We start from the raw sequence: 23639 nt of genomic DNA, 5'->3' as shown, positions 1-23639 counted from the left end.
GCGCGCGCCTGCGCTATGAGGCGAAAGTCCCGCAGATGTAAAGAAACGACCCATTCCATGCCCAAAGCGAAGATCACCAAAGAAGAGGCGCTGGCCTTTCACCTCGACCCGACCCCCGGCAAGTGGGAGGTGCAGGCCACCGTTCCCATGACCACGCAGCGCGATCTGTCGCTGGCCTACAGCCCCGGCGTCGCTGTTCCATGTGAAGCCATCGCCGAAGCGCCCGAGACTGCCTATGACTATACCAACAAGGGGAACCTTGTCGCGGTGATCTCGAACGGGACGGCCGTTCTGGGTCTTGGCAATCTTGGTGCGCTGGGATCGAAACCGGTGATGGAGGGGAAATCCGTCCTGTTCAAACGGTTCGCGGATGTGAACTCGATCGATATCGAATTGGACACCGAAGACCCCGACGAGTTCTGCCGCGCCGTGCGTTTGATGGGGCCGACTTTTGGCGGGATCAATCTGGAAGACATCAAGGCGCCCGAGTGTTTCATCATCGAACAGCGCCTCAAGGAAGAAATGGACATTCCGGTCTTCCACGATGACCAGCATGGTACGGCGGTGATCTGTGCGGCAGGTCTGCTGAACGCGCTGCGCATTTCGGGCAAGAAGATCGAGGACGTGAAGATCGTCCTGAACGGAGCCGGTGCGGCGGGTATTGCGTGCATCGAACTGCTCAAGGCGATGGGCGCGCGGCATGAGAACTGCATCGTCTGCGACACCAAGGGCGTGATCTATCAGGGCCGGACTGAGGGCATGAACCAGTGGAAATCGGCCCACGCGATCACCACGGATCTGCGGACCCTGGAAGATGCCATGAAGGGCGCGGATGTGTTCCTGGGTGTTTCGGTCAAAGGGGCTGTGACGCAGGACATGGTTGCCAGTATGGCCGATAACCCGGTGATCTTCGCGATGGCGAACCCGGACCCAGAGATCACACCGGAAGAGGCGCATGAGGTACGTGTCGATGCCATCGTCGCCACCGGGCGCAGCGACTATCCGAACCAAGTGAACAACGTGTTGGGGTTCCCTTACCTGTTCCGCGGTGCATTGGACATTCACGCGCGCGCCATCAATGACGAGATGAAGATCGCCTGCGCCCACGCGTTGGCCAATCTCGCGCGCGAAGATGTGCCGGATGAGGTTGCCATGGCCTATGGCAAGTCGCTGACCTTTGGTCGGGATTACATCATTCCAACGCCGTTTGACCCGCGTCTGATCCACCGCATTCCACCTGCCGTTGCCAAGGCGGGGATGGACACCGGTGCGGCGCGGCGTCCGATCATCGACATGGACGCGTACGAGTTGAGCCTGAAATCCCGCATGGACCCGACCGCCAGCATTCTGCGCGGCCTGAACGCCCGCGCCCGCGCTGCGCAAAGTCGGATGATTTTCGCCGAGGGCGACGATCCCCGAGTGCTGCGCGCAGCGGTCATGTATCAGCGCTCGGGCTTCGGCAAAGCGTTGGTTGTCGGCCGTCCGGATGACGTCAAAGAAAAGCTCGAGGCCGCAGGTCTGGGCGATGCTGTGCGCGAACTTGAGGTCGTGAACGCTGGCACCACCACCCATCTCGATACCTACAAGGACTTCCTTTACAAACGCCTGCAGCGCCGAGGGTTCGACCGTAAGGACATTCACCGCCTCGCCGCGACCGATCGCCATGTCTTTTCGGCGCTGATGCTGGCGCATGGCCACGGGGATGGTCTCGTGTCTGGTGCGACGCGCAAATCGGCGCATGTGTTGGACCGGATCAACCACGTCTTCGATGCAGACGCGGAACATGGTGCGGTAGGTGTAACCGCGTTGCTGCACAAGGGCCGTATCGTTCTGATCGGAGACACTCTGGTGCACGAATGGCCGGATGAAAACGATCTGGCCAACATCGCCGAACGTTCCGCCGCTGTGGCCCGCCACATGGGCTTGGAACCGCGTGTGGCCTTTGTCAGTTTCTCGACCTTTGGTTATCCTGTCTCCGAGCGGGCCGAGAAGATGCACGTCGCGCCCGAGGTACTGGACCAGCGCGGTGTGGATTTCGAATACGAAGGCGAAATGACCGTGGACGTCGCGCTGAACGTCGATCAGCAAGAGGCCTATCCGTTCTCGCGCCTGACCGGACCTGCGAACATCCTGATCGTACCTGCGCGCCACTCGGCGTCGATCTCGACCAAGCTGATGCAAGAGATGGGTGAGGCCACCGTCATCGGCCCGATCCTTTCGGGCATCGACAAGCCGATCCAGATCTGCTCGACCGTGTCGACCGCGAATGACATCCTGAACATGGCCATCCTGGCCGCTTGCGATATTGGATAAGCCGTGACGATCTGGAACCTAGGCTCGATCAACGCGGATATGGTCTATGGCCTGCCGCATCTGCCCAGTGCCGGCGAAACCCTGGCTGCCCTGACCCTTGAGCGGTTTCTGGGCGGCAAAGGCGCGAATATGTCTGTCGCCGCGGCGCGGGCGGGTTCGCGGGTGGCGCATATCGGAGGCATCGGGTCTGACGGGCGGTGGGCGCTGGATCGCATGACCGAATATGGCGTCGATACGCGGTTCATCGCGCAGGTCGACGTGCCAACCGGTCACGCGATCATCGCGGTGGACGCTGAGGGCGAGAACCAGATCATTCTGTATCCCGGTGCCAACCATGCAATCGCGCAGGACCAATTGGGGCAGGCGCTGTCGCAGGCTGTTCCGGGCGATTTGCTGGTCATGCAGAACGAAACCAACGCGCAGGTCGAAGCGGCCCGCATGGGGCGCGATTTGGGTCTGACCGTCTGCTACGCCGCTGCACCGTTTCAGGCCGATGCGGTACAGGCCGTCTTGCCCTATCTCGACTTTCTGATCCTGAATGAGGTTGAGGCCGAACAACTGCGCGAAAGCACTGGCCTGTCAGTATCCGATTTGCCGGTACAGCATGTTTTAGTGACGCTGGGGTCGAAAGGTGCGCGTTATCTTCCCAAAGATGGCGAGGTGCTTGAGATTCCAGCCCACAAGGTCAAGGCCGTGGATACTACAGGCGCGGGGGATACGTTCACTGGGTATGTGCTGGCCGGTATGGATCGGGGCTTGCCGATGCCTCAGGCCATTTCTCAGGCAAATCGTGCCGCGGCCCTGATGGTCACGCGGCACGGAACGGCGGATGTGATTCCGGACCTCAAAGAGGTACTTGAGGCCCGGTTCACTTAGGATCCAACGAAAGGTGCGTTGCTGCCCCACAATTGCTTGACGCGCGCGTCGCGACCGCAGGCCTTGCGGTAGGCTTTGTACGCGTTCTTCTGACGTTTGGGCCCAAAGCGCGTCAGCACCAGCTTGTCACCTTTGTAGTAGTCCTGGTGGTAAGCCTCAGCCGGATAAAAAGCGCCCGCGTCCAGAATTGGGGTGACAACGGTCTCACCCAATGCCTGCTGTGCATTGGTCTTGGCCTTTTGCGCCAGCGACTTTTCCCCGGCGTTAGAGACGAAAATCGCAGTACGATAGCTGTCGCCCCGATCGCAGAACTGACCGCCTGCATCCGTCGGGTCGACCGAGCGGAAGAACATGTTCAGCAGCGTTTCACGGGAAACGCGGGCCGGATCGAACGTGATCTGAACGGCCTCGTAATGGCCGGTGCCGCCTTTTGACACCTGATCATATGTCGGGTTGGCTGATTTACCGCCGGTATAGCCCGATACGGCCCCAATCACGCCCGGTACGGATTCAAAATCGGATTCGACACACCAGAAACATCCTCCGGCAACGGTCAGGGTTTCCGTGCCTGCGGCAGGCGCGGGCAGGGCGCGTAGCATCGCGGCCAACGTAATGAGGACAAACAGAAGCGTCGGTTTAAAGAAATCGAGGTAAGCAGTCCGGTTCATGGCAGATCTCCTTCTGGGATCAGGCTGCCCGGACTTTCCCGTCGTTGCAATCCGCTGACATCGTTTGTCACGCGCTGGTGAGACGAGTTTATCGGATTTAGCCCAGCAACTGCCCCAGTTTCATCGCCACGCCCATATTGCCCGAAATCTTGAGCTTACCCAGCGCCACGCCAGTCATCGGGTTCAGCTTGCCGGTCAGCAGCTTGGTCAGGTTTTCCTGAGAGATCCGGATCGTACAATCGGTATCCTGATCTTGGGTAGTGGCCTTATTGTCCATCAGAACGATCACCCCATCGTCACCACAATCGAACTTGAGCGAACCGTCAAAAGTTTTGCCGTTCAGACCCTTTTGGATTCCGTCAGCGATGTCCTGAAGCATTGAGTACCCTTTCCCTGTTGACCTTTGCGTAAAGAAAAACAGCCGAAACAGGCAAGGGTGACGCTACTGGAACTGACAGGCGCGTGAAGGCAAAGAAAAACCCGGCATCCATAAAGAACGCCGGGTTGCTCAACTTAGCGATGACCTGAATTACTTGGACAGACGCTTTTCGCGTGAGGCCAGAAGTTTCAGGCGCAGGGCGTTCAATTGGATGAAGCCCGCCGCGTCTTTCTGATCATACGCACCGGCATCGTCTTCAAAGGTCACATGCTCTTCGGAGTACAGCGAGTGATCGGACCAGCGGCCAACGGTTGAGGCCAGGCCTTTGTACAGCTTCACGCGAACCGTGCCGGTCACGTGCTCTTGGCTTTTGTCGATGGCGGCCTGCAGCATCTCGCGCTCGGGCGAGTACCAGAAGCCATTGTAAATCAACTCGGCATATTGCGGCATCAGCTGGTCCTTTAGGTGCATCGCGCCGCGGTCCATGGTGATGGACTCGATACCGCGGTGCGCTTCCAGCAGGATGGTACCGCCCGGAGTTTCGTAGATACCGCGTGATTTCATGCCGACGAAACGGCCTTCGACCAGATCAAGACGGCCGATGCCGTGTTTGCCGCCATATTCGTTCAGCTTGGTCAGGATGGTCGCCGGGCTCATCGCTTCGCCATTGATGCTGACTGCGTCACCTTTTTCAAAGCCGATCTCGATGAATTCGGGTTCGTTCGGTGCGTCTTCGGGGTGAACGGTGCGCTGATAGACGTAATCGGGCGCCATATCGGCGGGATCTTCCAGAACCTTGCCCTCGGATGAGGTGTGCAGCAGGTTGGCGTCGACTGAGAAGGGTGCTTCACCACGTTTGTCCTTGGCGATCGGAATCTGATGGGCTTCGGCCCATTCCAACAGACGCGTCCGGCTGGTCAGGTCCCACTCACGCCACGGCGCGATCACCTTGATGTCTGGGTTCAGCGCATAGGCCGCCAGTTCAAAGCGAACCTGGTCGTTGCCCTTGCCGGTTGCGCCATGCGCGACGGCGTCGGCACCGGTTTCTTCGGCGATCTCGACCAGACGTTTGGAAATCAGCGGGCGCGCGATCGAGGTGCCCAGCAGGTACAGGCCTTCGTACTGCGCGTTGGCGCGGAACATCGGGAAGACAAAGTCACGAACGAACTCTTCGCGGATGTCCTCGATATAGATGTTCTCGGGCTTGATCCCCAGCATCTCGGCCTTTTGGCGGGCGGGTTCCAGTTCCTCACCCTGACCCAGATCGGCGGTGAAGGTGACAACCTCACAGCCATACTCGGTCTGCAGCCATTTCAGAATGATCGAGGTATCAAGGCCACCGGAATAGGCCAGAACAACTTTCTTGGGCGCGGACATCTGACTTCCCTTTATGCGTAGAACGACTGGCCCCTAGCGGGTTTTGAACGCGGGGGCAAGTTATCAGCGTTGACGCAGGGGGCTAGTTGCGCTGAAACATTCGTATACAAAACAACAATTGGTTGAGAAGGGCAGTTTTCGGATGTTGGGTTGGCAGATTTTCGTACATTCCGTTCGCATGGTATTCGGGAACCTCAAACAGGTGCTTCAGATCACCGTGGGCCCTGCTTTGATCGCCACGGTTTTGATCGTCGCGCTGTTTATGGTGACGGGAATTCCGCTGGAGGCTTTTGATGAAAGCGCTGACTCATTGCCGGATGGGATATCAGCTGCCTCGGTTACTTTTTTCCTGTTCGGTCTGTTCGCTGTAATCGCCGCTGTCGTATTTTGGATAGCCGTATCGTGGCACCGTTTCATCCTGCTGGAAGAGTATCCGGGCGGGATTTTTCCTGCATTTCGATTCGACAGGATTTTGGCGTATTTCGGCCGTATCTTGTTGCTGGGTATTCTGATGATGATTGCCTGGATCCCGGTAGGAGTGGTTATCGCTGTGCTGGGCGAAACCCTTTTGCCGCTGTCTATCATCCTGACGCTGGCATACGGGGTCTTTTTGATCGTTTGTTTCTACCGGCTGTCGATCATCCTGCCTGCCGCAGCGATTGGCGAACCGATTACGCTTGGCGAGGCGTGGAACAGCACAACAGGTGTCGCCGGGTCGATACTGGTTCTTCTGGTTGTAGCGTTCTTGTTTCAGATGCTTGTTCAGCTTGTCTTCTCGGTGCTGGTGTTCATTCCCGTGTTGGGCATTTTGCTGACCGTGTTCTTTGGAACGCTCATTCTGCCGATGATCAGCGTCAGTATCTTCACAACGATGTACGGCGTCTTCATCGAAAAGCGTCAACTTTCCTGAGCCGCGTACACATATGTATTCCTTGCCCTCTTCGCGATGATGCGGCAGTGAATTCGGCATGACTGATTTCAAAACCCGCGCCCGCGCTGCCGAAGAGGCGATGCGATCTGTGTTTCCGGCAACGCCGTTGCAGCGGAACGCCCATCTGTCTGACCGTTATGGGGCTGATATCTGGCTGAAGCGCGAAGACCTCAGCCCGGTGCGGTCGTACAAGATCCGTGGTGCTTTCAACGCAATGCGCAAGCAGCAGGGACAAAAGCTGTTCGTTTGCGCAAGCGCGGGCAATCATGCACAGGGCGTGGCCTATATGTGCAAGCACCTTGATGTACGCGGTGTGATTTTCATGCCGGTGACGACGCCGCAGCAAAAGATCCAGAAAACCCGCATTTTTGGTGGGGAAAACATCGAAATCCATCTGACCGGGGACTATTTCGACGACACCCTGGCAGCTGCGCAGAAGTGGTGTGCGCAGCAGGGCGGGCACTTTCTGTCTCCGTTCGACGATGAGGACGTGATCGAAGGACAGGCATCTTTGGCGGTCGAAATCGAAGAACAACTGGGTCAGGTGCCCGACCATGTCCTCTTGCCGGTTGGCGGTGGTGGCATGTCTTCCGGTGTTGCAACATGGTTTGGGGATCGCACTCATTGCCTGTTTGTCGAGCCCAAAGGCGGGGCCTGCTTGCGCGCGGCGCTGGCGGCCGGGCATCCGGTGTCGTTGGATCATGTCGACAATTTCGTCGATGGCGCGGCAGTTGGTCGGATCGGGGCAAAGCCTTTCGAGTTGCTGAAATCCCGTCACCTGTCAGACGCGTTGGTCCTGTCCGAAGACCGGATTTGTACCACGATGATCGAAATGCTGAATGTCGAAGGCATCGTGCTGGAACCGGCGGGGGCTTTGGCAATTGAGGCACTGGGCGATATTCAAAGCTTTATCCGCGGCAAGACTGTTGTGTGCGTCACTTCAGGAGGGAATTTTGATTTCGAACGCCTGCCCGAGGTCAAGGAACGTGCTCAGCGCTATTCGGGGGTAAAAAAGTACTTCATCCTGCGCCTGCCGCAGCGGCCCGGCGCCTTGAAAGAGTTTCTGGGCATTCTGGGCCCCGAGGACGACATTGCCCGGTTCGAATACATGAAGAAATCGGCGCGCAATTTCGGCTCGGTCCTGATCGGGATCGAAACGCGAAAGCCCGAGAACTTCGTGCGCCTGTTCGCGCATCTGGACGATGCGGGATTTACGTATACTGATATCACCGAGGACGAAACACTGGCCCAGTTCGTAATCTGACACAGTCGGGTGCAGGACTTGAACCTAAAAAAGTTGACGACTGGACCAGAATGCTCTGACAGTGACGGCCCAAAGTGGCAAGCGACCTTTGCATAGCTTTTTCCAAAGGAGAAAGCTGTTCGTCCAGTTTGCCTGTGTTGCGGCGTGAAGTTTCGCCCACATCATGACTTTACATGTCGTCCAGACCGGATTTGAATGCCGCAGTCGAGTCTTTGAACGTACTAAGAATGATTGACAGATCGACCGTTTGGCTTTGCCCCTGCGCCGATTGCCGCTCGCCGTCCTGACACAGCTTTGCAAGCGTTTCAAAACCCAGGCTCAGGGCACTGCCTTTGACAAAATGCAGGTTCTGTTCGAACTCGGCGCGTGCGGCGTCGTTTCGAAGCCGGGTCAGGGCCTCTTGGACCTCATCAAGAAAGATCTCGACCACCTCGTCGAACTCGCTGGCGCCAACTTCGTCCCTTAGTTGCCTGACCCTGGACCAGTTGATCATGCCATCCTCGCTTTGCCTGCCATGCTTCTTCCTAGTTCGAAGCCGGTAAAGGGCAGGTTAAGCGAAATCATTTCCGGCCTTCATTCTATGTTAAACAGCCCCACGATAGGGTCACCGCATTCCAATATGCGTTGCTGTGCAGAGGGTTAAGGTGGCAGAGGTCAGTCAGGCAGACACCAGATCGGAACAGGATTTTGGTGTAATTCAGAAGGTGCTTGTCGTTGACGACAGCCGCCTTCAGCGCCGCATTCTGGTCGCATCGCTAAAAAAATGGGGATTCGAGGTTCTCGAGGCTGACAGCGGGGACGCCGCCATCGAATTGTGCGCCACCGATCCGCCCGACCTTGTACTGAGCGATTGGGTCATGCCGGGGATGAGTGGGCTGGATTTCTGCAAAGCGTTTCGTGCGCTGGACAGCAAGCAATACAGCTATTTCATCCTTTTGACGTCAAAAAGCGAAAAACAAGAAGTAGCGCGAGGTCTGGATGCCGGTGCGGACGATTTTCTGATCAAACCGCTTGAGGCAGACGAGCTGCGCGCACGTATTTCGGCCGGTGCGCGTATCTTGGGCATGCAGCGCGAGCTATCGCGCAAAAACCAGATGATCGAAAACGCGCTGGAAGAGCTGCGAGTGGCACATGACGCGATCGACAAAGATCTGATTCAGGCACGCAAGATCCAGGAATCTCTGGTGCCCGAGTTGACGCGCCAATTCGGTAAGTCCCAGGTCAGTATGTTGTTGAAACCCTGCGGGCATATCGGTGGTGACCTGGTGGGCATGTTCTCGCCGGGCGTTAACCGGTTGGGCTTCTACAGTATCGACGTGTCCGGCCACGGTATCACCTCGGCCATGATGACAGCGCGTTTGGGCAGTTACCTTTCCAGCAGCCATTTTGAACAAAACGTCGCGATGGAGCGGCGCTTTGACAAATTCTACGCGCTGTTGCCGCCAGAGCAGGTGGCCGAAACTCTGAACTCGCGGCTGATGGCAGATACTGGGATCGAAGAGTATTTCACGATGGTTTACGCCATCGTCGATTTGCGCAACGGGCATGTGAAAATGGTGCAGGCCGGGCATCCACACCCGTTGCTGTTGTGCCAAGACGGCAGAACTGAGTTTCTGGGTGAGGGCGGATTGCCTATTGGACTACTGCCCGATATCAGTTTTCAGCGGACCGAATTCTATATGCAGTCCGGCGATCGGCTTTTATTGTATTCAGACGGGTTCACGGAATGCGGTCTGGAAGATGGTAGCTTGCTGGAAGAAGAAGGTTTGCGTCAGATGGCGCTGGATTGCGGACCCGGGCGCGGCACAGAGTTCTTGGATGACATGTTCTGGCGGCTGACCCAGGCGATGGCCCCAGGCAGTGGAATGGATGATGACGTCTCGGCCGTTTTTTTCGAGTACAACAGCCCTTAAAGCCGTTGTTCGTGCAGCGCGGCAAAATGGCGATCGCCCGCATTCCCCAACATCTGTGCTGCGTCGGCGGTGTCCATCCACAGGGCGTCGTGAAATGGCTCGGTCGGCGGGCCCACAGGCCGAACCGGGCGGGCGCGATAGATCTGGCAGACCTTTTCGGCCCAGAGATCGTATTCGGGCATGAAGGTGAACCGGCGAAAAGCCCCAATGCGACGTGGAGAGGCGATCAGCCAGCCCGTTTCCTCAAACACTTCGCGGTGCAGCGCGGTGATTGGTGATTCGCCGGGATCAATGCCGCCACCGGGCAGTTGCAGGTCGGGGCCGGGCTGTGTCTGGCAGGTCAGCAGCAGGCTTCTGCCGCGGGGCAATAGTGCATAAACTCCGACCCGGCGCGTGTATTTTCGCCCTGCCTGAGGGGTTTCACCAAACCGTCTGATCATGTATGGCCCCTTACAACCCGAATAGTTCGACCTATATGCTGGCGGTATGCCAACCTGTGGCGTGTAAGGAAACCCCATGTCTCTTGGAACAAAAATCGCGTGGGACGATACCGTCCTGCCCTTTCAACTCGATGTCTCGGACATGCGCGGCCGTGTGGCCCGTCTGGATGGCGTGCTTGACGGCATCCTGAAGCAGCATGACTACCCCGAAAAGGTCGAAGCCCTTGTGGCCGAGATGGCCCTGCTGACTGCATTGATCGGCCAGACTGTATCGCTGCGCTGGAAGCTGTCGTTGCAGGTTCAGTCCAAAGGGGCGGTGCGCATGATTGCGACCGACTACTTTGCCCCCAAGACCGAGGGCGAACCGGCCCGTATCCGCGCCTACGCCAGTTTCGACCGGGATCGTCTGACTGACAGTGCGCCCTTCGACCAGGTCGGTGAAGGGTACTTTGCGATCATGATCGATCAGGGCGAAGGCACGCAGCCCTACCAAGGGATTACCCCGCTGGCCGGCGGGTCGCTGAGCGCTTGTGCTGAGGCGTACTTTGCCCAGTCCGAACAGTTGCCGACGCGGTTCTCGCTGAGCTTCGGCAAATCGACTGAACCCGGTGTCGGCGAACACTGGCGTGCGGGCGGAGTGATGCTGCAACACATGCCCAAAGCTTCGCCTTTCGTGGCGTCCGGCGAGGGCGACGGGAACATCCTGTCGGCCAACGATCTGGTCGATGGTGATGAGGGTGAAAACTGGGGTCGCGTGAACATCCTGCTGGACACGGTCGAGGATCTGGAACTGATCGGCCCGTCTGTCGCGCCGACCGATCTCTTGGTCCGCCTGTTTCACGAGGAACAGCCTCGGGTCTATGACGCACAACCGGTACAGTTTGGCTGTACCTGTTCCGAAGACCGCGTGCGGCAAAGCCTGTCGATCTATTCGGCCAAGGACATCGAAAAGATGACCACGCCCGAAGGCAACGTAACCGCTGATTGTCAGTTTTGCGGTGCACACTATGTGTTGGATCCCGCCACGGTCGGCTTTGATGCTGACGGCGCTTGATCCAACCGATCAGCTGCGGGCAGCCCTGCGCCGCCCCGGCCACGGGTCGAGCGATTTCGACCTGAATCCCGATTTTGTTCTGCCCGAAGGGCGCAAACTACGACCTGCCGGAGTGCTGGTCCCGATCTCGGTCGCGGATGGCGCTCCGCGTTTGATCCTGACAAAACGCTCTTCGGCTTTGAAACATCATCCGGGGCAGATCGCCTTTCCCGGAGGCAAACAGGACGAGGGCGACGCGGATGTGACCGCAACGGCCCTGCGAGAAGCGCGCGAAGAGATTGGTCTGCCGCCCGAAATGCCCGAGGTTCTTGGCCACCTGCCGACGCACGAGACGGTGACGTCTTTCACCGTCACGCCGGTCATAGCGATCCTGCGCGAACCTTTCCAATCCGTGCCCGAACCGGGCGAAGTGGCCGAGGTGTTTTCGGTACCACTTGAACATGTGCTCAACCCCGCGAATTATATCGTTGAATCGCGTCGGTGGCGGGGACAAAGGCGGTACTACTTCACGGTACCTTTCGGCCCCTACTACATATGGGGCGCAACGGCACGCATCCTGCGGGGATTGGCAGCACGGATCAACGAATGACGCAGATCACAGAAAGCTGGGTGTCCAAACCTGCAACGCAACGAGTGTGCAACGCGCTTACGGACGCTGGTTTCCAGGCCCTGTTTGTGGGCGGGTGCGTGCGAAATGCGCTTTTGGGCGCGCCTGTTTCGGATATCGACATCGCCACCGACGCGCGACCGGAAAAGGTGGTCGAGCTGGCCGAAAAGGCTGGGCTCAAGGCGATTCCAACCGGGATCGAACACGGCACGATCACCGTGGTCAGCGATGGCATCCCGCATGAGATCACGACCTTCCGCCGCGACGTGGAAACCGATGGCCGCCGCGCCGTAGTCGCGTTCTCGGATAGGGTTGAAGAGGATGCTGCACGTCGCGATTTTACAATGAACGCAATCTATGCGCAGCCTGATGGAACGGTTTTGGACCCTCTGACCGGTTTGCCGGATCTGCAGGCACGCCGCGTCCGGTTCATCGGAACCGCAGCACACCGCATTCGCGAGGACTACCTGCGCTCTCTTCGGTACTTCCGGTTTCATGCCTGGTACGGGGATGCCGAGGCCGGGTTTGACCCTGACGCCCTGGATGCAATTGCGTCGAACCTTGAGGGGTTGGCGGGCCTTTCCCGCGAACGCGTCGGCGCAGAGCTTTTGAAGCTGCTGTGTGCACCGGACCCCGCGCCGTCCGTGGCCGCAATGCGCAGTGCCGGGGTTCTGGTGCAGCTTTTGCCGGGGGCTGATGATCGCGCTCTCGCCCCTTTGATCGCGCTGGAACAGCAAGCGGGCGCCGAACCGGAACCGATACGGCGGCTAGCAGCGATCGCGCCACCTGAGGTTGCCGAGACCCTGCGGCTTAGCCGAGCACAGCTTCAACGGCTGACCCGCATGCGGGATGAGGCAGCAGGTGTCGTGGGGTTTGCCGAGTTAGGGTTTCGCTATGGTGAATCGAGTGGGTTGAACGAGGCGCTTTTGCGCTGTGCAATTCTGGAACAACCTTGGTTAGACTCTATTTTTCACGAGCTGCGCTTGGGGGCGGCTGCGACTTTCCCGATCAAAGCCACTGACCTGATGCCTGATTTCACAGGCCCTGCGTTGGGCAAAAAACTGGCTGAACTAGAGGCGCAATGGATCGCGTCAGGGTTCACACTGGACCGCGATGATCTGCTATCAGGCGAGGGTGACATCTCAAAAAGGGATGACAAGTAAAAAAGATTGTGGTTACTTGCCCCTGTCTCATGAATGGAGGGATGCGAATGTATTACGGGATCTGGGACAGCTAAGGCTGGAACACTTCGACCCGTAGGGGTGGTGTTCTGGCGCCATCTTTCTTCGCATGACTTATTTTCTGCTCAATCGGAGCACTCTCCATGTTTCGCTATTTCGAAAACCTCGTTGACCCTTTTGTTGACTACAAGGAAACCGACACGCCGCCGACGCGGTTGTGGCCGTTCATGTTGGACTACTCGCAACCGTTTATGCGGGTATTCTTCTGGGCAGGGCTGATCTCGATCATCGTCGCGGCGGTCGAGGTCGGTCTGATCTATTACATGGGTCGCGTTGTAGACCTGTTGTCTGGCCCCCCCGCCGAGGTTTGGCAGGCCCATGGCACCGAACTGATCCTGATGGCGGTGTTTGTGTTGCTGCTGCGTCCGATGTTGCATGTCGTGGATGTGCTGCTGCTGAACAACACGATCCTGCCGAACTTTGGTACGTTGATCCGCTGGCGGGCGCATAAGCACGTGCTGCGCCAATCGGTTGGGTGGTTCGAGAACGATTTTGCCGGGCGCATCGCGAACCGGATCATGCAAACGCCGCCTGCCGCGGGTGAGGCCGTGTTTCAGGTGTTTGACGCCATCTCGTTCTCGATCGCCTATCTGATCGGCGCAGCGGTGTTGCTCATGGCGGCGGATCCGCGCCTGTTGCTGCCGCTGCTGATCTGGTTGGTGCTTTATGGGCTGCTGGTGCGCTGGACGGTTGCGCGGGTGGGTCCCGCGTCACAGGCCGCCTCGGACGCGCGTTCGGCTGTGACGGGTCGGGTGGTCGACAGTTATACCAACATTCATTCGGTCAAGATGTTCGCGCATGACGAGCAAGAGCTGGATTATGCCCGCGAAGCCATCGAGGAAACCCGCCGCACATTCCAGGTTGAGATGCGGATCTTCACCATCATGGACGCGGTTCTGGTCACCTTGAACGGTTTGCTGATTGTCGGCGTGGTCGGCTGGGCGATTGCCCTGTGGATGCAGGGCAGTGCGTCTGTCGGTGTGGTTGCGGCCGCGACCGCTCTGACATTGCGGCTGAACGCGATGACCGGTTGGATCATGTGGGCGTTGACCAGTTTCTTCCGCCAGCTTGGTGTTGTTGCCGAGGGGATGGAGACGATTGCCCAGCCCATCGACCTGCTGGACGCCCCGGATGCGAAGCCTCTGCAGTTAACCAATGGTCAGATCGACATTCAGGACCTCTCGCATCATTACGGGCGCAAAACCGGTGGATTGGATCACATCAATCTGACCATTCATTCCGGTGAGAAGATCGGTCTGATCGGGCGGTCCGGTGCCGGGAAATCGACGCTGGTTAAGCTGCTTTTGCGGTTTTACGACGTGGAACAGGGCGCGATCCTGATCGACGATCAGAACATCGCCAAGGTGACGCAGGACAGCCTGCGCAGCCATATCGGCATGGTTCAGCAGGACAGTGCCCTGCTGCATCGGTCGGTGCGTGACAACATCCTGTATGGTCGTCCGGATGCGACAGAGGAACAGATGATCGCCGCCGCCAAACAGGCCGAGGCGCATGAGTTCATACTCGATCTGCAAGACCCGCAGGGGCGCACCGGTTATGACGCGCATGTGGGTGAGCGCGGCGTGAAACTGTCCGGCGGGCAGCGGCAGCGGGTGACACTGGCGCGGGTGATCTTGAAAGACGCGCCGATCTTGTTGTTGGACGAGGCGACTTCTGCCCTAGATTCCGAGGTCGAAGCGTCAATTCAGGAAACTCTCTACGGCATGATGCAAGGTAAAACCGTGATCGCCATCGCCCACCGGCTAAGCACCATTGCGCAGATGGACCGCATTCTGGTCATGGATGGGGGTCGGATCGTGGAACAGGGCGGGCATTCCGAACTGTTGGCGCATGGCGGTCTTTACGCCCAATTCTGGGCGCGGCAATCTGGGGGCTTCCTGAACCCGGAGGCCGCGGAATGAAGCTCGGCAACCTCATAGACCCATTTAAGAACATCGAAACGCCCCCGCCGCAAACGCTGGGGGCGTTCATTCGCTGGAGCCTGTCCGGCGCCTGGCCGATGATCTTTGTCGCGGCCTTCTTTTCGGCCATGGCCGGCGCAATGGAGGCGGGCACGGCCTGGGTGTTGGGTTTGGTGATCGACCTTGCGACCACCAGTGGTCCCGAGGGCTTTTGGACCGCTGGCAATATCTGGATGATGTTGGCGGTGGTCGCGTTTTTCATGCTGCTGCGTCCGGCGTTGTTTGGCCTGTCAGCGTTCTCGAACGCTTATGTGGTCATGCCCAACATCACACCTCTGGTTCTGGCCAAGTTGAACCGATGGACGCTGGGCCAGTCCGTCACCTACTTCGATGATGATTTCGCGGGCCGGATCGCGCAAAAGCAGATGCAGACATCCAACGCGATGGCCTCGGTCGTGTCCGAAACGATCAGCGCGATTGTGTTCGCTTTGGCCTCACTTGTGGGCTCTTTGCTTTTGTTAGGGTCGATTCACCCCTTGGTCATGCTGCCATTCACTGCATGGCTTGTGGTCTATTTCCTGTTGATCCGCTGGTATCTTCCGCGCATCCGCCAACGCTCGGCGGCGCGGGCCGGGGCGCGGGCGATGGTGTCGGGGCAGGTGGTTGACACGATCACCAACATCAAGACCGTCAAGCTGTTCGCCCATTCCCAGTTTGAAGATCAGGCCGCGCGGAACTCGATGGTTGATCTTCGGGAAAAGATGCTGGCTTTTGGTAGCTTATCCGCCAGTTTCCGCTTTATCCTGATGGTTCTGGCCGGGGTTTTGCCAGTTCTTCTGATCGGTGCCACCTTGGGGCTGTGGCAGGCTGGCGCGGCCACTGCCGGGGATATTGTGGCGGCGGGGGCCGTGTCGATCCGGATCGCTCAGATGACGGGTTGGGTCAGTTTCACTCTGATGGGTCTTTATGCGAACGTGGGCGAGATCGAGAACGGCATGAAAACGCTGGCCAAGCGTGAACGGGTGGAAGATCAGGCCGGTGCGACGGACTTGTCCGTACCCGAAGGCCAGATCGATTTTGATCATGTCAGCTTTTCTTACGGACGAGATGTCGGCGGCGTTTCGGATGTGAAAATCACGGTCCACCCCGGCGAAAAGCTGGGCATTGTCGGGGCGTCGGGCGCTGGTAAATCTACCTTGGTGTCGCTGCTACTGCGCCTGTATGACGGCGAAAAGGGCGCAATCCTGATTGACGGGCAGGACGTCTCTGGGGTGACTCAGGACAGTTTGCGCCGCCAGATCGGCATGGTCACGCAGGAAACGGCTATGTTCAACCGCTCGGCCCGCGAGAACATTCTGTATGGTCGCCCCGACGCATCTGAAGACGAAATGATCGAGGCCGCCAAGAAAGCCGAAGCGCATGAGTTCATCCTCAGCCTTGAGGATGCACAAGGGCGCAAGGGATATGACGCGCATCTGGGCGAGCGTGGTGTGAAGTTGAGCGGTGGTCAGCGTCAGCGGATCGCTTTGGCACGTGCCATTCTCAAGGACGCGCCCATTTTGGTGCTGGACGAGGCAACCTCGGCATTGGATTCCGAGGTTGAGGCGTCGATCCAGACAGCCTTGCATCGGGTGATGCAGGGCAAGACCGTACTAGCAATTGCGCACCGCCTGTCCACGCTCAGCGAGATGGACCGGATCATCGTTCTGGATCAGGGCCGTATCGTCGAGGTCGGCACTCATGACGCCTTGCTGGATCAGGGTGGGATGTATGCACGGTTCTGGCATCGCCAGTCGGGTGGGTTCATTCAGGCAGAAGCTGCGGAATAAGGGTTTTGTTGTGGGGCAAGCCCCGCTATCAGGCCCCTCATGACGCAGACCTTTACCATTACCCGCCTCGGCCATCAGGGCGACGGTATCGCTGATGGCCCTATTTACGCTCCTCGCACTTTGCCGAGTGAAGTGGTCACGGGCACGTTAGTGGGTCAGGTTCTCAGCGATATTCGTGTCGAAACGCCCTCGGACCAGCGGGTCAAGGCACCGTGTCGGCACTATAAATCCTGCGGCGGATGCCAGTTGCAGCACGCCGCAGATGCGTTTGTAGCCGATTGGAAGGTAGAAGTGGTTCGAACCGCGCTGGCGGCGCAAGGGATTGAGGCTGAGATGCGCCCGATCCACACCTCCCCGGAACGGTCCCGCCGTAGGGCAACGATTGCAGTAAGGCGGACGAAAAAGGGTACGCTGGCCGGGTTCCATGGCCGCGCCTCGGACACGATCACCGAGATCCCCGACTGCCATCTGTTGGACCCCGCTCTGATCGATGCCATTCCTGTGGCCGAAGCGCTGGCCGTTCTGGGCGGCAGCCGCAAGGGTGTGCTGGCCGTTACGATGACCCTGTCCGAAAGCGGGCTGGATGTCGCAGTCAAGGGCGGTAAGCCCTTGGATGGTCCGCTGGAACTGGCCCTGGCGCAAGCGACAGAAAAGCATGGGCTGGCGCGGCTCAGCTGGGATGGGGAAGTCATTGCCATGCGTGAACCACCGGTTCAACGCTTTGGTCAGGCCGGTGTTGTCCCACCACCCGGCGCGTTTCTGCAGGCCACTAAAGATGGAGAACAGGCTCTGTTAAAGGCGGTTTGCGGCGCAGTGGGTTCGTCCAAACGCATCGTTGACCTGTTCGCGGGCAGCGGGACTTTCTCACTCCCCTTGGCCGAGAATGCCGAGGTTCATGCGGTCGAAGGTGAGGCCGCTATGACGCAGGCGTTGGATCAGGGGTGGCGCAGAGCGCAGGGCCTCAAGCGGGTGACGACCGAGGCGCGCGATCTGTTCCGGCGTCCGCTGATGCCGGACGAGCTGAAGTCCTTTGACGCGGTGGTGATCGACCCGCCGCGCGCAGGCGCCGAGGCACAGGTGGCCGAGTTGGCGCAGGCCTTGCGCCCGGTGATTGCCTATGTGTCCTGTAATCCGGTGACATTTGCTCGCGACGCAAAAAACCTGGTTAACGCCGGGTACACCCTTGAATGGGTACAAGTCGTTGACCAATTTCGATGGTCGTCACACACCGAACTTGCCGCTCGGTTCACCCTGAACCCAAAAACCTGACAGGAGACCACCCGAATGGGGATCGCCCAACGCTTGCTACCCATTATCGAAGCGCCGATTTTCGGGAAATTCATCACCGGTGTGATCATGTTCAATGCGGTCCTGTTGGGGATGGAGACATCGCCAACACTGATGGAGATCGCTGGTCCGGCTATCGTTTTGCTCGACAAACTGTGCCTTGCCATCTTCGCCGCAGAAATCGCCATGAAGCTGGTTGCCACCGGGCGAAGGTTCTTCACCAGCGGTTGGAATGTCTTTGATTTCGTGATTGTGGGTGTGGCCCTTGTACCCAGCGCGGGCGCGCTATCCGTTCTGCGGGCGTTGCGGATTCTGCGGGTTTTGCGGGTGATTTCGGTCGCGCCACGCCTGCGTCGCGTGGTCGAAGGATTCATCTCGGCCCTGCCTGGCATGGCAAGCGTGTTCCTTCTGATGGCGATCCTGTTCTACATCGGCGCGGTAATCTCGACCAAACTGTTCTCGCAATCCTTCCCGGATTGGTTCGGCGATCTGGGTCTTTCGGCCTATACGCTGTTCCAGATCATGACGCTGGAAAGCTGGTCCATGGGTATCGTGCGTCCGGTGATGGAGGTCTACCCCTACGCCTGGCTGTTCTTTGTCCCGTTCATCATGGTCACCACTTTTGCCGTGGTGAACCTGTTGGTTGGTTTGATCGTGAATTCGATGCAGGATGCCCACCACGCCGAGGACGAAGTTAAAACCGATGCCTATCGTGATGAGGTCCTGGAGCGGCTGGAAAGCATCGAGCGCCGCCTGACCGAGCAGCAATACATCAAAAAGTGATTTCAGTTTTTCCGTTTTCTGGCATAATACCCAAAAAAAGAGCAGCAGGCAGTGAACATGGATCGTCGAGCATTTGGATTGGGCGCAATGGCAACGCTGAGCCTCTCAGCTTGCGCCTCGGCTAGCCCCAGATTTCTGACTTATGATGGACCCGAGGTGACCTCATTGGTCATCAATAAGAGTGCGCGGAAGCTATATCTTTTGCACCACGAGAAAATCCTGAAGGAATACAGGGTCGATCTTGGCTTTGCGCCCAACGGAACCAAAACCAAAAAGGGTGATGGTCGTACGCCGGAAGGCACATACCTGATCGACCGCCGCAACCCGAACAGCCGCTATCACCTGTCGCTGGGAATTTCGTATCCGAATTCGGAAGATATTGCACAAGCCAAGGCCGCCGGGGTTCATCCGGGCGGAGATATCTTTATCCACGGACAGCCGAACCGTCGAAAAGAGCGCAAGCGCGCCAAAAAGACGCCGGATTGGACCGCAGGCTGCATCGCCGTCAAGAATGACGAGATGGAAGAAATCTATTCGATGGTCAGCCGGGGCACACTGATCACTCTGCGCCCTTAAGCGGTTTCCAAGCGTCAAATCCGAATTGCACATAGTCTTGCTGGTATGCCTCAGCGGCCAGCGCTTCGAGCTTGTCGTCATAGATGTCGGAGAGGGTGAACGGAGTATCACGCGCGGCCGATTCCGGTTTGGGCGGGTTGGTGTGCCCCATTCGCCGTGCAAGATCAGGCAGAGCCGTGATGAGTTCATCCTCACGCAGGATCAGGTCTGGATGGGCAAAGCCCGCAAACGCTTCCAACGCGCGCGACTGGCTGCACCAGGACCCATCCACGCGCACGGACGTTTGCAGGGCCAGGTTCTGGCGTAGAAACGTCAGGAACGCAGAAAACGCTTCGTAATGCTGCTCGACAGGATAGTTTCCTTCGCGCAGTTGACCCGGGATCGGGACTTTAAGTCGGTTGCGCAGAAAGTGTCGGATTTTCAGATAAGCGCCGGGTCCGGTGTTCAGGATATGGCGGCAAAACGCATGGTGGGCACGTGCCAATGGATGCTGCAATACGGTGAACTTCCGATGCCCGGGATGGGTTTGAAGCCAGCGACGCGTCTGCCTTCTGTTCTGGTTTGTCAGCAAACCGTCAACGCTTACGGCATCCAGCGCAGCCATCCAGTTTGTGACCGGTCCCTCAGTTCCACCGCGAATTGGCATGAACATAAGTGGCGTCTTTGGAGTCGCGATGTAATTCGCAACGATGGGACGCCTGCGCGGTTCAAAATTCGGCGCAGCGTGCAAGTTGAAGCTGTCGATCTGTGAAAGGGCCTGCTCCATCTCGTCCGGGTTTGTCACCTTGGCCAGTGCCCGATCAGGGTTCTGCGGTTTGAGTGTATCGTCAATCGCCGACAACCTGCCCGAGACGCCCAGCCACGCAGCCAACCCGTTCAGAATATCGATCTGATTCAAGTCGTCATAGGTGACGTGAAAAGGCACCTGGCCGCTTTTCTGCAAGTGGTGCGTAAGGGACAGATGAAACTCCTGCTGGCGGTTCAGGTATTTGACAAAAGCCTCGGCATCGAAATCGACCTGCGCTTCGCGCCGACGTTTGATGTTCTTGAGCTGCCACTGCTTGGTCTCACGCGCAATTTTCAACGAGATATAGCTGTCCACCGGATTGCGCGTCAGAATGATCTTGGCGCAGCGGGGATCATTCAAAACAGGCTCTAACACGCGTTGATCGTGGCCTTGAAAAAAGCGAAACCCGTTCATTTCGCCCGGGGCCTGACGGATCGCCTGCAGCAGTGCCGCAGGATCGTCATCGCGTTGTTCCAGCGTGATGCCCAACAGCTCTTCGGATTTTAGTCGACCGATGAAATGGGGATTGAACGCTTCACCATGGCTTGTAACGCCTTCAATCGCATTCAGGTTGGCCTCAAGCAGGTTTGACCCAGTCCGCATGGCCGCAATGATGATGAAATAGTCGAATTGGGGCGTCATACCGATCTATTGCACCAGATAGGGTTTTTGGTACGGCCGAACTCGGTTGGCAAAAACATCATCCGGTGGGAAATCGCCCATCAGATAGGGATGCATGCCTTGGTTCTTGAGGTTCTGCAGGAATTGGCCAAACCCCGTCAAATCGACCATCTTCGGCGCTTCGGTCAAGTGGCTTGTGGGTGTCAAACCGGTCTCTTCAACCACCGTCTGCAGTGGCTCGCCCGGCGCTTCGACAAAGTCTGCCAGCGACCAGGTGTGTACACGAGCCTTGGTCCAGACAGAGGATAGGACTTCCAACTGCTTGGTCTCGATCTGTTGCAGGCGGGCGGCCTCGGCCCGGATATCGGCAAAATTCCTGTTCGACCGGAACAGCGGGATGGCCCAGGCCCCCGTAATGACCGAGATCTGGGCGTTCTTATCCCGAGCCAGGAACCAGTTGATCTTTTGCGTGTCCGCCGGCCCGAACTGAAAACACTGTTTTTCGCCGCGCGTGTTCCAGATCAGATTCGAAATGAACGCCGTTGCGTTATAGTCCCGCAACGTTGCGCAATCGCTGAGACCGCCGTTGATGATGGATTCGCCTCCGGCGAATTCGGCGCGATCCGGGGCGAAAAGATGACCGTGAACCCGAGTACCGGTGACGTTGGCAAGCCAGGGCTCAAAATCCTCAAACAGTTCGGTAAAGCCCTGAAAGACTGCATAAGGCGACGATGTCAGCCCGTTTTCGTTGCCATGCCGGGGAAAGCGGCTTTGCATATACAAGCCGTCGCGCCCACGTGTCCGCCGTTCAACCGCTTTGGAAAAGACCCGGTCGATCTTGCTTGGGTTAGGTTCTGTAGGTCTCATTGCCCCGGCCTGATCGGTCAGAAATGCCTGATACAGACGATCCGCGCTGGGCCAGACTTTGCGAGCCACAAAACAGTCCGACCTGCGCAGCAACTGCAAATGGTCGTCGTAGAAAATATGCGGGCGGCCCTGATAGTCGAACTTGGACAAAGTCAGGGACCGGCTTTCGATATGGGTGGAATACAGCCGGGCCAGTGTCTGGAAATAGCTTTCATCCGGGATCCAGACGTGCCGGAAGTACCGATCATAAGCTTTTCGGTTTGGGTCCTGCAGGATTGCCGAAAGGGTTTGGCGGGTCAGGCACCACCACTGGCTGCCCATATGCGGGACGAGACCTTCGGGGATGCGGCGGCGGATACCAAGCGCGCGCTGCAGCTTCACATAGCCATCAAACAGTTTACGCTGCTTGCGCCAAGAAAAGGGGAAACGCAGGGTAAATCGTTCCTGATCCAACCCTCCGATCGTCCAGCTGACATCCGCGGTCGTTGCGCTTTCGATGAAATCCACCCGCGGCCGGGCAGCCAGATAGTTCACCAGCTCATCCACCGGTCGCAGCGGCAGGCAGGCCCCGGAAGACAAGTAGACGTGGTGCACATCTGGGAAGGTCTCAAGCATCAGCGCCGCAGCAGATTGCGAGGCGGCAACGATGCCCCATCCCCCCCAGTTACAGACGTGGCGGTCCGAAAACCTTATCAGTGGATCATCGGCACAAGCAGCGACAAACTCATTGTAGGTCTTATTCGACACCTTCCGATCCACGTGGATCACCACGGGACACCCTGACGCCGTCCAATGCCGCGCGACCTGTCCGGCCCGGTTCAGCGCGGTGTGGACCAGCATGATGACGCCAAGGCCGCTCATGCCCAGTTTCCTTTCGACATGAGGCCCAGGATCTCAAGCTGCCGCCAGTTGATGTAGGTTTCGGATGTGTCGCACCAGAACACCGGTTTGTCCTGCAGTTGCTCGGCATAGGCGCGGTACTCGCCCGAGCCGCGGTAGTGTTGGCCGCGCTCCATCTCTTCGCGGGCCTTGTCGCTGAGCGTGCTGATCAGTTTGGCATGCAGCAAGCCGCCGCTGGTCTTTTCGCCGCCCCACTCGTCATATACCTGGTTCAAACCACGCGGCAGCAGCGAATGGGTCGAGCTGACATAGACATAGCGCCTGTCCCACTTCACCAGCGGGATCTTGTTCAGCGCAGGGGCTTTCTTGGGAGTCTCTTTAAAGAACACCCGCGCCCGCGGTCCGCCCTGAATCCAGAGATTTCCGTAAGTTGGATTCTTGGTGATCGTATAGTTTCCGGTATCAAACCACTTGGCGATTTCGAACGGGTTTTGCCCTTCGGTATAGATCGCGTCCTCGACCGGTCCTTCGGGGTACATATCGATCAGCATCGCGCTGAAACTGCGCACGGCGCATCCATCCAGCCAGTCTGTCAGCGCTCGGATAGGACGAGTGTCGCAGAAGGGGTAGATAAAGAATTCGTCCGGATCGACCGTCAGCACCCAGTGGCGATGGGCAAATTTGCGCAGCAAGTAATTCGACCAGTCGACACCAAAGCTTGCGCGCTTATAGCTTGCGTCCGCCCGCCAGACCGACACGTCGGGTTGAGCCGCCAGATACTCGCCCGAGCCGTCGTCGCTGTTGTTGTCCACGAACAGAAAGTGATTGATGCCCAGCTTGCGGTAGTAATCCAGAAAATACGGCAGGCGAATTTTCTCGTTCCGTATCACGCTGACCAAAAGAATGTCTTTGCGCCTTATCTGGTCTGTCCTGACGGATACCGGTGCCAGGTCGCGCCGTCTTAGAAGGCAGCGCATGATACGGCGCTTGCGCCGCAGTCTCATCCGGTATGAATCCAATAGGCCCACGCGACTGCCCAACCTTTTCCCTAACGCGAGCGTGCC

At 58.1% G+C, this 23639-nt stretch carries 21 protein-coding genes; 13 read left to right on the top strand and 8 right to left on the bottom strand.

Translation table 11 applies throughout. The features are described from left to right. Positions 1-57: 57 nt before the first annotated feature. Positions 58-2313, top strand: a complete 2256-nt coding sequence (locus tag ACR0MV_RS16595) for an NADP-dependent malic enzyme (protein ID WP_480702904.1) — start codon at positions 58-60, stop codon at positions 2311-2313. Positions 2314-2316: 3 nt separating this feature from the next. Further along, a complete protein-coding gene (locus ACR0MV_RS16590; RefSeq protein ID WP_480702902.1) occupies positions 2317-3189 on the top strand; it encodes a ribokinase in 873 nt (290 codons plus the stop codon). Here ACR0MV_RS16590 and msrA read toward each other — a convergent pair. From msrA to ACR0MV_RS16575, 3 genes are all read right to left on the bottom strand, one after another. Continuing rightward, positions 3186-3857, bottom strand: coding sequence for a peptide-methionine (S)-S-oxide reductase MsrA (msrA, locus tag ACR0MV_RS16585; RefSeq protein ID WP_170426288.1), 672 nt, complete (start codon positions 3855-3857; stop codon positions 3186-3188). The two genes, ACR0MV_RS16590 and msrA, sit on opposite strands and share 4 nt — an antisense overlap. 97 nt (positions 3858-3954) lie before the next feature. After that, a complete protein-coding gene (locus tag ACR0MV_RS16580) occupies positions 3955-4236 on the bottom strand; it encodes an SCP2 sterol-binding domain-containing protein (protein ID WP_480702900.1) in 282 nt (93 codons plus the stop codon). Positions 4237-4386: 150 nt separating this feature from the next. Continuing rightward, positions 4387-5613: an argininosuccinate synthase gene (locus ACR0MV_RS16575; protein ID WP_480702898.1), complete on the bottom strand. Its 1227-nt coding sequence runs from the start codon at positions 5611-5613 to the stop codon at positions 4387-4389. 142 nt (positions 5614-5755) lie between these two features. Between ACR0MV_RS16575 and ACR0MV_RS16570 the strand changes: the two genes are divergently transcribed. Beyond that, entirely contained in the window at positions 5756-6523 is a 768-nt protein-coding gene (locus ACR0MV_RS16570; RefSeq protein ID WP_480702896.1) for a hypothetical protein, read from the top strand. Between the two features lie 58 nt (positions 6524-6581). After that, positions 6582-7808: a threonine ammonia-lyase IlvA gene (gene ilvA / locus ACR0MV_RS16565; protein ID WP_480702895.1), complete on the top strand. Its 1227-nt coding sequence runs from the start codon at positions 6582-6584 to the stop codon at positions 7806-7808. Positions 7809-7977: 169 nt separating this feature from the next. On the opposite strand, the gene ACR0MV_RS16560 is transcribed toward ilvA, so the two are convergent. Then, positions 7978-8301, bottom strand: a complete 324-nt coding sequence (locus tag ACR0MV_RS16560) for an Hpt domain-containing protein (protein ID WP_480702893.1) — start codon at positions 8299-8301, stop codon at positions 7978-7980. A gap of 151 nt (positions 8302-8452) precedes the next feature. On the opposite strand from ACR0MV_RS16560, the gene ACR0MV_RS16555 reads away from it, so the two are divergent. Next, a complete protein-coding gene (locus tag ACR0MV_RS16555) occupies positions 8453-9721 on the top strand; it encodes a PP2C family protein-serine/threonine phosphatase (protein ID WP_480702891.1) in 1269 nt (422 codons plus the stop codon). Here the strand turns inward: ACR0MV_RS16555 and ACR0MV_RS16550 are convergent. Then, entirely contained in the window at positions 9718-10161 is a 444-nt protein-coding gene (locus tag ACR0MV_RS16550; protein WP_170426274.1) for an NUDIX hydrolase, read from the bottom strand. The genes ACR0MV_RS16555 and ACR0MV_RS16550 overlap by 4 nt on opposite strands. Positions 10162-10237: 76 nt before the next feature. Here ACR0MV_RS16550 and hslO point away from each other — a divergent pair, with 76 nt between their 5' ends. From hslO to ACR0MV_RS16510, 8 genes are all read left to right on the top strand, one after another. Then, on the top strand, positions 10238-11215 hold the full coding sequence (hslO, locus tag ACR0MV_RS16545) for an Hsp33 family molecular chaperone HslO (protein ID WP_170426272.1): 978 nt from the start codon (positions 10238-10240) through the stop codon (positions 11213-11215). Further along, the gene (locus ACR0MV_RS16540) at positions 11199-11804 is read left to right on the top strand and encodes a CoA pyrophosphatase (protein WP_170426270.1); all 606 of its coding nucleotides are present in this window, start codon (positions 11199-11201) and stop codon (positions 11802-11804) included. Before hslO ends, ACR0MV_RS16540 begins: the two co-directional genes overlap by 17 nt. Continuing rightward, positions 11801-12985, top strand: a complete 1185-nt coding sequence (locus ACR0MV_RS16535; protein ID WP_170426268.1) for a CCA tRNA nucleotidyltransferase — start codon at positions 11801-11803, stop codon at positions 12983-12985. The genes ACR0MV_RS16540 and ACR0MV_RS16535 overlap by 4 nt, the downstream gene beginning before the upstream one ends. A gap of 161 nt (positions 12986-13146) precedes the next feature. Then, on the top strand, positions 13147-14985 hold the full coding sequence (locus tag ACR0MV_RS16530) for an ABC transporter ATP-binding protein (RefSeq protein ID WP_480702889.1): 1839 nt from the start codon (positions 13147-13149) through the stop codon (positions 14983-14985). Continuing rightward, the gene (locus tag ACR0MV_RS16525; protein WP_480702888.1) at positions 14982-16814 is read left to right on the top strand and encodes an ABC transporter ATP-binding protein; all 1833 of its coding nucleotides are present in this window, start codon (positions 14982-14984) and stop codon (positions 16812-16814) included. Before ACR0MV_RS16530 ends, ACR0MV_RS16525 begins: the two co-directional genes overlap by 4 nt. A 39-nt stretch (positions 16815-16853) precedes the next feature. Then, positions 16854-18083: a class I SAM-dependent RNA methyltransferase gene (locus ACR0MV_RS16520; RefSeq protein WP_480702886.1), complete on the top strand. Its 1230-nt coding sequence runs from the start codon at positions 16854-16856 to the stop codon at positions 18081-18083. Positions 18084-18098: 15 nt separating this feature from the next. After that, positions 18099-18884, top strand: coding sequence for an ion transporter (locus ACR0MV_RS16515; protein ID WP_480702884.1), 786 nt, complete (start codon positions 18099-18101; stop codon positions 18882-18884). 57 nt (positions 18885-18941) lie between these two features. Beyond that, positions 18942-19460, top strand: coding sequence for a L,D-transpeptidase family protein (locus tag ACR0MV_RS16510; RefSeq protein WP_170468274.1), 519 nt, complete (start codon positions 18942-18944; stop codon positions 19458-19460). Here the strand turns inward: ACR0MV_RS16510 and ACR0MV_RS16505 are convergent. From ACR0MV_RS16505 to ACR0MV_RS16495, 3 genes are read right to left on the bottom strand one after another with little or no spacing between them, the layout of a single operon-like run. Next, positions 19444-20889, bottom strand: coding sequence for a nodulation protein NodH (locus ACR0MV_RS16505; protein ID WP_480702883.1), 1446 nt, complete (start codon positions 20887-20889; stop codon positions 19444-19446). The two genes, ACR0MV_RS16510 and ACR0MV_RS16505, sit on opposite strands and share 17 nt — an antisense overlap. A 6-nt stretch (positions 20890-20895) precedes the next feature. Further along, the gene (locus tag ACR0MV_RS16500; RefSeq protein ID WP_480702882.1) at positions 20896-22596 is read right to left on the bottom strand and encodes a DUF5927 domain-containing protein; all 1701 of its coding nucleotides are present in this window, start codon (positions 22594-22596) and stop codon (positions 20896-20898) included. Next, the gene (locus ACR0MV_RS16495; protein WP_480702880.1) at positions 22593-23579 is read right to left on the bottom strand and encodes a glycosyltransferase family 2 protein; all 987 of its coding nucleotides are present in this window, start codon (positions 23577-23579) and stop codon (positions 22593-22595) included. The genes ACR0MV_RS16500 and ACR0MV_RS16495 overlap by 4 nt, the downstream gene beginning before the upstream one ends. Between the last annotated feature and the right edge of the window lie 60 nt (positions 23580-23639).

This window comes from Ruegeria sp. BC3, from assembly GCF_056539265.1.
This window is presented reverse-complemented; position numbering and strand designations above follow the sequence as displayed.

Excerpts from the sequence above, each read along its gene's own strand:
- ACR0MV_RS16595 (WP_480702904.1), top strand. The coding sequence starts at position 58 with ATGCCCAAAGCGAAGATCACCAAAGAAGAGGCGCTGGCCTTTCACCTC.
- msrA (WP_170426288.1), bottom strand. The coding sequence starts at position 3,857 with ATGAACCGGACTGCTTACCTCGATTTCTTTAAACCGACGCTTCTGTTT.
- ACR0MV_RS16580 (WP_480702900.1), bottom strand. The coding sequence starts at position 4,236 with ATGCTTCAGGACATCGCTGACGGAATCCAAAAGGGTCTGAACGGCAAA.
- ACR0MV_RS16575 (WP_480702898.1), bottom strand. The coding sequence starts at position 5,613 with ATGTCCGCGCCCAAGAAAGTTGTTCTGGCCTATTCCGGTGGCCTTGAT.
- ACR0MV_RS16570 (WP_480702896.1), top strand. The coding sequence starts at position 5,756 with ATGTTGGGTTGGCAGATTTTCGTACATTCCGTTCGCATGGTATTCGGG.
- ilvA (WP_480702895.1), top strand. The coding sequence starts at position 6,582 with ATGACTGATTTCAAAACCCGCGCCCGCGCTGCCGAAGAGGCGATGCGA.
- ACR0MV_RS16560 (WP_480702893.1), bottom strand. The coding sequence starts at position 8,301 with ATGATCAACTGGTCCAGGGTCAGGCAACTAAGGGACGAAGTTGGCGCC.
- ACR0MV_RS16550 (WP_170426274.1), bottom strand. The coding sequence starts at position 10,161 with ATGATCAGACGGTTTGGTGAAACCCCTCAGGCAGGGCGAAAATACACG.
- hslO (WP_170426272.1), top strand. The coding sequence starts at position 10,238 with ATGTCTCTTGGAACAAAAATCGCGTGGGACGATACCGTCCTGCCCTTT.
- ACR0MV_RS16540 (WP_170426270.1), top strand. The coding sequence starts at position 11,199 with ATGCTGACGGCGCTTGATCCAACCGATCAGCTGCGGGCAGCCCTGCGC.
- ACR0MV_RS16535 (WP_170426268.1), top strand. The coding sequence starts at position 11,801 with ATGACGCAGATCACAGAAAGCTGGGTGTCCAAACCTGCAACGCAACGA.
- ACR0MV_RS16530 (WP_480702889.1), top strand. The coding sequence starts at position 13,147 with ATGTTTCGCTATTTCGAAAACCTCGTTGACCCTTTTGTTGACTACAAG.
- ACR0MV_RS16525 (WP_480702888.1), top strand. The coding sequence starts at position 14,982 with ATGAAGCTCGGCAACCTCATAGACCCATTTAAGAACATCGAAACGCCC.
- ACR0MV_RS16520 (WP_480702886.1), top strand. The coding sequence starts at position 16,854 with ATGACGCAGACCTTTACCATTACCCGCCTCGGCCATCAGGGCGACGGT.
- ACR0MV_RS16515 (WP_480702884.1), top strand. The coding sequence starts at position 18,099 with ATGGGGATCGCCCAACGCTTGCTACCCATTATCGAAGCGCCGATTTTC.
- ACR0MV_RS16510 (WP_170468274.1), top strand. The coding sequence starts at position 18,942 with ATGGATCGTCGAGCATTTGGATTGGGCGCAATGGCAACGCTGAGCCTC.
- ACR0MV_RS16505 (WP_480702883.1), bottom strand. The coding sequence starts at position 20,889 with ATGACGCCCCAATTCGACTATTTCATCATCATTGCGGCCATGCGGACT.
- ACR0MV_RS16500 (WP_480702882.1), bottom strand. The coding sequence starts at position 22,596 with ATGAGCGGCCTTGGCGTCATCATGCTGGTCCACACCGCGCTGAACCGG.
- ACR0MV_RS16495 (WP_480702880.1), bottom strand. The coding sequence starts at position 23,579 with ATGAGACTGCGGCGCAAGCGCCGTATCATGCGCTGCCTTCTAAGACGG.